Source organism: Sutterella parvirubra YIT 11816, assembly GCF_000250875.1.
GTDB classification, from domain to species: domain Bacteria; phylum Pseudomonadota; class Gammaproteobacteria; order Burkholderiales; family Burkholderiaceae_F; genus Sutterella; species Sutterella parvirubra.
The window spans coordinates 8,740-17,619 of sequence record NZ_JH605014.1 but is presented as its reverse complement, the minus strand read 5'-3'; the positions used below and the strand labels follow the sequence as shown (position 1 = coordinate 17,619).

At 66.0% G+C, this 8,880-nt stretch carries 9 protein-coding genes; all 9 read left to right on the top strand.

Annotation, left to right across the window (positions count from 1 at the left end):
- Positions 1–1,497 (top strand): ribonuclease R family protein (locus tag HMPREF9440_RS10820; RefSeq protein ID WP_157180706.1); only part of this gene is annotated, 1,497 nt, incomplete at its 5' end.
- Between the two features lie 198 nt (positions 1,498–1,695).
- Positions 1,696–2,433: a 23S rRNA (guanosine(2251)-2'-O)-methyltransferase RlmB gene (gene rlmB / locus HMPREF9440_RS09565; RefSeq protein ID WP_040765574.1), complete on the top strand. Its 738-nt coding sequence runs from the start codon at positions 1,696–1,698 to the stop codon at positions 2,431–2,433.
- A 122-nt stretch (positions 2,434–2,555) separates the two neighbouring features.
- Entirely contained in the window at positions 2,556–2,939 is a 384-nt protein-coding gene (gene rpsF, locus HMPREF9440_RS09560; protein ID WP_008543739.1) for a 30S ribosomal protein S6, read from the top strand.
- Positions 2,940–2,958: 19 nt separating this feature from the next.
- The gene (gene priB, locus HMPREF9440_RS09555) at positions 2,959–3,291 is read left to right on the top strand and encodes a primosomal replication protein N (protein ID WP_008543738.1); all 333 of its coding nucleotides are present in this window, start codon (positions 2,959–2,961) and stop codon (positions 3,289–3,291) included.
- Positions 3,292–3,301: 10 nt separating this feature from the next.
- A complete protein-coding gene (gene rpsR / locus HMPREF9440_RS09550) occupies positions 3,302–3,574 on the top strand; it encodes a 30S ribosomal protein S18 (protein ID WP_008543737.1) in 273 nt (90 codons plus the stop codon).
- A gap of 19 nt (positions 3,575–3,593) precedes the next feature.
- Positions 3,594–4,043: a 50S ribosomal protein L9 gene (gene rplI, locus HMPREF9440_RS09545; protein WP_008543732.1), complete on the top strand. Its 450-nt coding sequence runs from the start codon at positions 3,594–3,596 to the stop codon at positions 4,041–4,043.
- Positions 4,044–4,222: 179 nt separating this feature from the next.
- Positions 4,223–5,605, top strand: a complete 1,383-nt coding sequence (gene dnaB / locus HMPREF9440_RS09540; RefSeq protein WP_008543731.1) for a replicative DNA helicase — start codon at positions 4,223–4,225, stop codon at positions 5,603–5,605.
- A gap of 46 nt (positions 5,606–5,651) precedes the next feature.
- On the top strand, positions 5,652–6,158 hold the full coding sequence (locus tag HMPREF9440_RS09535; protein WP_008543730.1) for a DUF456 domain-containing protein: 507 nt from the start codon (positions 5,652–5,654) through the stop codon (positions 6,156–6,158).
- A gap of 210 nt (positions 6,159–6,368) precedes the next feature.
- Positions 6,369–8,880, top strand: a 2,512-nt coding sequence (locus HMPREF9440_RS09530; RefSeq protein ID WP_008543729.1) for an exodeoxyribonuclease V subunit gamma, incomplete at its 3' end; no start/stop codon positions are given.

Here is an 8,880-nt window from a genome sequence, read left to right as displayed (position 1 = left end):
GAGGGCGGCTGGCGCCTCTTGGTCGCCATCGCCGACGTGAGCGCCTACGTGAAGCCGAAGAGCGCCCTCGACCGCGACGCGCAGGCGCGCGGGACCTCGGTCTACTTTCCGTCGTCCGTCGTGCCGATGCTCCCCGAGAAGCTCTCGAACGGATTGTGTTCGCTCAACCCCGGCGTCGACCGCCTGACGATGGTCTGCGACGCGGTGGTGGGTGAGGACGGCCTCACGAAGGCCTACCAGTTCTACCCGGCCGTCATCCACTCGCACGCGCGTTTGACCTACACGCAGGTCTGGAGCGCGCTCACGGGCGAGAAGGCGGGGTTGGACGCCGTGGGTGAGCGGATCGCGGAACTCCGCGAACTCCACGCGCTCTTCAAGGTGCTCCGCGCGGCGCGCGAGAAGCGGAACGCGCTCGACTTCGAGACGCCCGAGAGCCAGGCGCTCTTCGACGCCTCGGGCCAGATTGAGGGCTTCCGCGTGCGCGAGCACAACGACGCGCACCGCCTGATTGAAGAGTGCATGCTGGTGGCGAACGTCTGCGCCGCGGACTTCGTGATCCGAAAGAAAAAGCACACGCTCTTCCGCGTCCACCCTAAGCCCGAATTGGAGCGCCTGCGCCTCATGCACCAGACCTTGCGCGCCCTCGGTTGGAGCGCGAAGGCGGAGTCGCCCGAACAGCTCGCCAAGCTGATCCGCGACACCAAGGACAAGCCCGTCGTGCAGCAGACGATCCTGCGCGCGATGTCGCGCGCCGTCTATCAGCCGGAAAACGTCGGGCACTTCGGTCTTCAGTACGAGGCGTACGCGCACTTCACGTCGCCCATCCGCCGCTACCCGGACCTGCTTCTTCACCGCACGATCAAGGGGATCCTTTCGCGCCGGACCTACGTCCCCGAGGTGGTCTTCGACGACGCGGCCGCGATGGCGGGCTACCACGCGACGAAGTTGACGGAAGAGCGCACGAAGGCCGCCGCGGCGAAGAAGCCCGGGAAGACCGCCGCCAAGACGACCGCGGCGGACGCCGCCTGGGTGCGGTTGGGGGTGCTCTGCTCCGCGGCGGAGCGCCGCGCCGACGACGCCTCCCGCGACGTGATGCAGTACCTGAAGTGCGTCTTCACGCGGAAGGCCTTCGCGAAGAAGACCGCCAAGGCGCGCGTCACCGGGATGATCCCCGCGGGGCTCTTCGTCACGCTCGAGGACATGCCGATCGAAGGGTTCGTGCACATCTCCAACATCGGTTGGGGCTACTACGAGTACGACGAGCAGAAGTGCACGATGAGTTCGAGCGACGAGATGCGCACGATCAAGATCGGGCATCAGGTCGAGGTGGAGTTGGAGAGCGTCGAAATCGAGACGCGCCGCATCAACTTCAAGCTGAAGGGCGCCGGCCGCCGCGAACGCCGCGGCCGCCGTTGGAGTTGGGATTCGTACGACGAACGGTTCTTCGACGACGAAGACGACTTCGACGATTTCGACGATGACGACGACTTCTACTGATCGCCGTTGACCGGGAGGTCGGGGGAGGCTCCGAGAAGGAGCTCTCCGAGGGCCCCTCCGGAGAAGGAAAAGCCCCGTCGGGGATCGAAGCGGACGAATCCGCTTCGGTCCCCGGTCTTTTCCTCTAAAATGAAGCCCTTTTCATTCCAACCCGATCCTCGACCGGAGCCCGTCCGAAGGGCGTCCGGCAGCATTTCCGTGAAGAACACCGTCCTCGCCGGCTTTCATGCCGTCGGCGCCCGTCTGCGCCTCAAGCCCGAATCGATCGAAGCGGTCTACATCGACCCGACGCGGCGCGACAAGCGCATGCGCGAGATGCGCGAGAAGCTCTTTGCGGTGGGCGTGCGCGTGATGAACGCCGACGCGCGCCGTCTGGACGGTCTCGCCCCCGATGTTCCCCATCAGGGGATCGTGGCGCTCGCGGAGGAAATGTCCGCGACGCTCGACTTCGCGGATCTTTTGGATGAAATCACGCCGGACACGCTGCTCCTCATCCTCGACGGCGTCACCGACCCGCGCAATTTCGGCGCGTGCCTGCGCACCGCGGACGCCGCGGGCGTGCAGGCCGTGATCGTGCCGCGCGACCGCGCGGCGCACATGAGCCCTGCGGCGGCGAAGGCCGCGGCGGGTGCGGCGGAGAGCGTTCCCGTCTGCGCGGTGACGAACTTGGCGTCCGCGATCATGGAACTGCGCGACGCCGGCGTCTTCGTCGTCGGCACCGCGGGCGAAGCCACGCAGTCTCTCTACGACGTCGACCAGAAGCGCGCCTTCGCGTGGGTGTTGGGCGCCGAGGGCGAAGGCCTCCGCCAGCTCACCCGCAAGCGCTGCGACGAGCTCGCCTCGATCCCGATGGCGGGGTCGGTGGAGAGCCTCAACGTGTCGGTCGCCGCCGCGGTCTGCCTCTACGAGTCCGTCCGCCAGCGCCGCGCGAAGTAAGGTCCCAAATTTTCCCGACGACGCGATTGCATGCGGGTGGGAAACCGGCTACAATCGCATCCTTTCTGTCCTTGCTGCACCGGAATAGACGCTCCGGGCAGCTTTTTCCGCAAGGAGGCTCAATGCGTCACTACGAACTTTGCATCATCGTGCATCCCGACCAGTCCGAACAGGTCCCCGCGATGATCGAACGCTACAAGACCCTCGTCACCGAGCAGGGTGGTCAGATCCACCGCATCGAAGACTGGGGCCGCCGCCAGCTCGCCTACCCGATCGAAAAGCTCGTCAAGGCTCACTACGTTCTCTTCAACATCGAATGCGGCCACGAAACGCTCGCTGAGATCGAGAACGGCTTCCGTTTCAACGATGCCATCCTGCGTCACCTCACGGTCAAGACGAAGAAGGCCGAAACGGCTCCCTCCCCGATGATGAAGATCGTCGAAAAGGAAGAAGCCAAGAAGGCTGCCGCCGAAGCTGCCGCTCCGGCTCAGGAAGAACAGGCTTAATCAGGATCACGACGGCTGAATGCGCCGTTCGGCCGGGCAGCAGTCCCCGAACGCCGCGGAGCGCAATTTGAACCAGATCACCATCACCGGCACGCTGACGGCCAAAGAAGAAGTGCGGTACACCCCTGCGGGGCTGATCGTCTTCGAAGGGACGTTTCATCATCGGGCCGAGTTGGTGGAGGCGGGAAGACCCCGCACCCTGGAGTACGACTTTCCGACGGTCTCCTTCGGACCCGTCGCCGAAATGCTCCACAAGGTGCCGCTGGGAACCCATCTCACCCTGAAGGGTTTTCTGGCCCCGCGCTCGCAGCGCAGCCAGCGTCTGATCGTTCACATCACGGAATACATTTAAGGAGCTCAACATGGCTTTTGGTGCTAAGGGTAAGGGCAAGCCTCGCCGTGCCAACCAACAGAATTCGCTTTTCAAGCGCAAGAAGTTCTGCCGCTTCACGGCCGAAAACGTCGAACAGATCGACTACAAGGACGTCGACACGCTGCGTGACTTCATCCAGGAAAACGGCAAGATCATGCCGGCTCGTCTGACGGGTACGAAGGCGCACTACCAGCGTCAGCTCGACACCGCGATCAAGCGCGCCCGCTTCCTCGCCCTCCTCCCCTACACGGACAACCAGTAATCGCTGAGGAGCAACTGAAATGCAAGTCATCCTGCTCGAAAAGATCACCCATCTCGGCGACCTCGGCGACATCGTCAAGGTGAAGGACGGCTACGGCCGCAACTTCCTGATCCCCCAGGGTCACGCCAAGCGCGCCACGAAGGCCGCCATCGCCGAATTCGAAGCTCGCCGCGCCGAGCTCGAAAAGGCCCAGGCCGAACGCGTCGCCGCCGCCGAAGCGGTTGCCGCCAAGCTGAACGGCGCTGAAATCACCATCTCGTCGAAGTGCGGCGTCGACGGCCGTCTCTTCGGCTCCGTCACCAACGCCGACATCGCTGAAGCGGTCGACGCCCTCGGCTTCGAAATCAAGAAGTCCCAGGTCCGCACCCCGCTCGGCGCCATCAAGGCGATCGGCGACTACGTGATCACGATCGGTCTCATGACCGACATCACCGCCGACGTGACGGTCAAGGTCGTTCCGGAAGCCTAATCCGCGCTTTCCGAATCGAATCCGACAAGACGGCCCCTGGGGAAACTCGGGGGCCGTTTTGCGTCTGCAAGCATGTGCGTCAGGCCGTGCCCCGGCCCATCCGGACCGTCTAAAATGTGCTCCTCACACCTCCGTCCGGCACACTCCGGTGCCGTCCAACCTCAACCGGGAACGCCCTCATGACCGAAGATCTTTCCGCCGATCTGCGCCGACCGCCTCAGAGCATCACGAGCGAACAGGCCATCCTGGGCGGGCTCATGGTCGACAACTCGGCGTTCGACAGCGTCGTCGACGCGATCGGCCCGGACGACTTCATCCGACGCGATCACCGCCTGATCTACGAGCACATCGCGAAGATGATCCAGCGGGGTCAGCCCGCGGACATCGTGACGGTGCTGGAGAGCCTGCGTAACGCCGGCCTCGAAAACGAGGCGGGCGGCTTCTCCTACTTGTCCGAACTCGTCAACAACACGCCTTCCGCGGCGAACATCCGCCGCTACGCGGAGATCGTTCACGACAAGGCGGTTCTGCGCCAGCTCATCACGGTGGGTGACAAGATCGTCACGACCGCACTCTCTCCGGAAGGCCGGGAGACCCGCGACATCCTGAACGAAGCCGAGCGCGACGTCCTCGCCATCAACGAGCAGAACGGCCGCGGCAACAAGGGCTTTCAGGGGATGTCGACCCTGGTGCGTGAGGTGTCCGAGCGCATCATCGACCTCTACAACAACCGGAATTCGTCCGAAATCACCGGCGTCTCCACCGGGTACAAGAACCTCGACAACGTGACGGCGGGCCTGCAGCGTGGCGACCTCATCATCCTCGCGGGCCGTCCCTCGATGGGGAAGACCTCGTTGGCGCTCAACATCGCCGAGCACGTCGGGATCCATCTGGAGCTCCCCGTCGCCGTCTTCTCGATGGAAATGGGTGCGGACCAGCTGACCCAGCGTCTCATCTCGGCAGTGGGGAAGATCGACGCGCAGAAGCTCCGCAAGGGGATGCTCGACGACGAAGACTGGGACCGCTTCACCGCGGCGATGCACAAGCTCGAGAACAAGCCGATCTACATCGAAGAGACCCCTGCGCTCACGATCAATGAACTCGCGAGCCGCACGCGCCGTCTCGTGAACCAAGTGGGGCCCTTGGGGCTCGTCGTGGTCGACTACATTCAGCTCATGCAGGGCTCGGGGCGCAGCAACTCCGACAACCGCTCGCAGGAACTCTCGGAAATCTCCCGCGGGCTCAAGTCCTTGGCGCGAGAACTCCAGGTGCCGATCATCTGTCTCTCGCAGCTGAACCGCTCGGTCGACTCCCGTACGAACCGCCGCCCGATGATGTCCGACCTTCGCGAATCGGGCGCCATCGAACAGGACGCGGACATCATCATGTTCATCTACCGCGACGTGGTCTACAACCCGGAAACGCCGGAAAAGAACCTCGCGGAAGTGATCATCGCCAAGCAGCGTAACGGCCCGATCGGGACGCTGCGCATGACGTTCCTCGGCGGGAACACGCGCTTTGAGCCCTACGCCGACGAAGGCTATTGGGGCGACGCCGAATAACGGCGCCCGAGACGTCTCTGCCACCAACACGGAGGACACCACTCACATGGAATGGCTCTCGAACATCGACTGGATGTCGCTCGTCGTCTGGACGTCGGCGATCATCCTCATCGCGGCGGGCTTCGCCGGGACGATCGTCCCGGCGATCCCGGGGCTGCCCATGATCGCGGTCGCCGGGTGGCTCATCGCCTGGAACGGCGACTACGTTGAAGTGAGCGGCTGGGTGGTCGCGCTTTTGGTCGTCCTCGCCGTGATCGGGGTGGTCGTCGACACGGTAGCGCAGACCGCGGGCGCGCAGCGCGCGGGGGCCTCGAAGGCAGGGCTGATCGGGAGCGTCGTCGGCACCGTCGCCGGGATGTTCATGGGACTTTTCGGCCTTCTCTTCATGCCGCTCGTGGGTGCCGCGATCGGCGAATTCTGGGCGAAGAGGAACCTCATCCACGCGGGCCGCGTGGGCGTGGCCACCTGGATCGGCATGGTGGCGGGGACCGCGGTCAAGATCGCGCTCGCCTTCACGATGACGGGGATCCTGATCGGGGCGTACCTCATCTGAGGATGCCCGCCTCAAACCGTACTTTTCCCGACGGGGGTGCCTCAAACGGCGCCCCCGTTTTGCGTCGGGGCGCGGCGCCGGGAGGCGCCCGCCGCGGTGTCCGCTCCGGGTCCGCAGGGGACCCCGAACGCGTCCCGCGCCGCCCCGCTAGACTTGTGGGAACGACTTTTCCGGACCGCTTCCGGACCACTCGATTCCTTCTGCGCCGCCATGATCCACACCGTCTACAGCAACGTCTACGAAGCGCTCCGCGCCGTGCTTCTGCACAACCTCGGCATGGAAAACGATGCGGGCCGCGGGGGCGCCGTCTTCGAGCGCCGACCCGTGGTCGTGCCGTCGTCCGCCGTCGCCGAGGACCTGAAGAAGAGCCTCGCGCGGGACGCGGGCGTCTGCGCCGGGTACGACTTCACGACGCTCTCCGCGTGGATGGGGTTCTTCTCGCGCGAGCCTCTCGCCAACATCGGCGGGAACGAGGCGGACTGGATGATCCGCGGGATCCTCGCGGCGACGGGACCGGGGAGCTTTCGCGAGGCGCCCGGGCATGAGCGCCTGAAGGCGTACCTGGAGGGTAAGAGCGAACGCGAGGTCTTCGAACTCTCCCGCCGGATTTCGGCGCTTTTCGTCACGTACGCCTCCTACCGCACGGACTGGCTTCTCGCGTGGATGCGGGGTGAGGACGAAGGGATCGAGCACCATGCGTTGGCGTCCCACCCCGACTACGTCTGGGAGCGCGATCTTTGGCGGCGGCTTTGCGAAACGGAAGACTGGCAGGGGAGGCAGTACCTGGAGAACTTCCCCGAGACGCTCGTCAAGCTCGCGCGCGCGGGCGGCGAGAAGCGCGTGAAGTTGGACGAAGGCCGCGTCGTCGCCTTGCCCGACGCGCTGCACGTCTTCACGCCGTTTGTCGTGCCGCCCTTGATGCTCCCGCTTCTGCGCGCCTACGCGCACTCGGGCCGCGACATCTGGTTCTATCTTCTGAACCCCTCGTCCGAATACTGGTTCGATCTGCTCCCGAGGCGTTTGATCGAAGCGGCTCCTGAGGGCGTTGACGCGCACCGCGAATCCGGGCACCCGATCCTCGCCGACAACGCGCGGAGCGTGCGCGCCAACATCGACCGCCTCTGGCGCTTCACGGCGGAGTCGAAGTCCGAAGACGACACCGAGGAGGCGCTCCGGACGCTCAAGCTCGAGAGCGACGCGCTGGATCCGGTTCAGCTCGACCGCCGCGCCCCGATGGCGCCCGTCGTGAGGAACGACGTCTTCCGCGAGATGGCCGCGATCGCGCGCATGCGCCCGCAGGAGGTCGAGGTCGGCACCGAGGCCGAGATGCAGAGCTACTACCTCGAAACCAACCGCCCGACGCTCCTTCACCGCATCCAGGATTCGATCCTGACGCTCGAGCCCGAGCGCGCCGAAGCCGACGAAGCGGGCCTCTGGCTCGCGCCCGACGACCGTTCGGTCCAGTTCTTCGCGGCGCCCTCCGCCACGCGCGAGTGGGAGTCCTTGGCCGAGTGGCTCCACCACCTTTTCCGCACGATGCCGGGGTTGGCGCCCGACGACGTTTTGGTCGTGACGCCCGACGTCGCGGCGGCCGCGCCTTTGGTCGAGCAGGTCTTCGGGAGTCTCCCCGAAGGACGGCGCATCGCCTGGAAGATCGCGGGCGCGCCGCGCGTCTCGGAAGCCTCTCCCGCGGAAGCCGTCCGCGGGCTCGCGGCGCTCATGAGCGGCCGCGCGAAGATGGACGAATTGGAGGGGTGGTGGTCGCTGCCGCCCGTGGCGGAGCGCTGGGCACTGGACGCCGAATCGCTCTCCACCGTCTCCGCGTGGCTCCGGGACGCCGGGTGCCGCTACGGGCTCTCCGACGCGCACCTGATGTCGACCGACGGGGAGACCTTCGCGACCGCGGCCGCGACCGACATGACGCTGGAGCGTGCGCTGGAGCGCCTCGCCCTGGGGCTCATGCGCCCCGAAGGCGACAAGGCCGTCTGGAAGGGGATGGTGCCGGTCGACGGCCGACGCTCGTCCTTTCACGGCACGGCGGACGAAGCGGGGCTCCTGGAGCGCCTCGCGCGTCTTGGCGCCGCGCTCGAAGACTTCCGTCTGCGCACCCGCGACGACGCGGGCGCGCCGCTGATGGCGCCCCCCGCGCACTGGCGCCGCTGGGTCGAGGACGCGATCGAAACGTTCTTCGAACCCGCGGACGCGTGGGCGGACGTCCGTGCGACCACCGAGGCGCTTGCCGCGGACATTGAGCGCGCGACGCTGAGGACGGGCGGGGACGGCGCAGAAAACGCCGACCACGTGTCGTTCGAACTCTTCATGACGGCCCTGAACGAACAGCTGGGGTCGGGGAGCCCGGGCGGGAAGCCCGGGAACGCCGTCACGATCACCGGCATGAACGTCATGCGCGGCATCCCCTACAAGGTGGTGGTCGTCGTGGGGTTGTCGGAAGACTGTGCGTTCCCCGGGTCGACCAAACGCGAAGAATTCGACCTGATGGCTTCGGCTCCCCGCCGGGGCGACCGCGACAGCCGTCAGGACAACCGCAACGTGTTCCTGGACCTTCTCCTCGCCGCGCGCGAAGTCTTCGCGGTCTCGTACGTCGCGGGGACGGGGTCCGGATCGGCCGCGAAGAAGCCTTCGATCGTCGCGGAGGAGCTCCGGAGCTGGATCCTCGGCATGGCGCCCGACGCCGACACCCGCGAGCGCGGGGCGGCGCAGC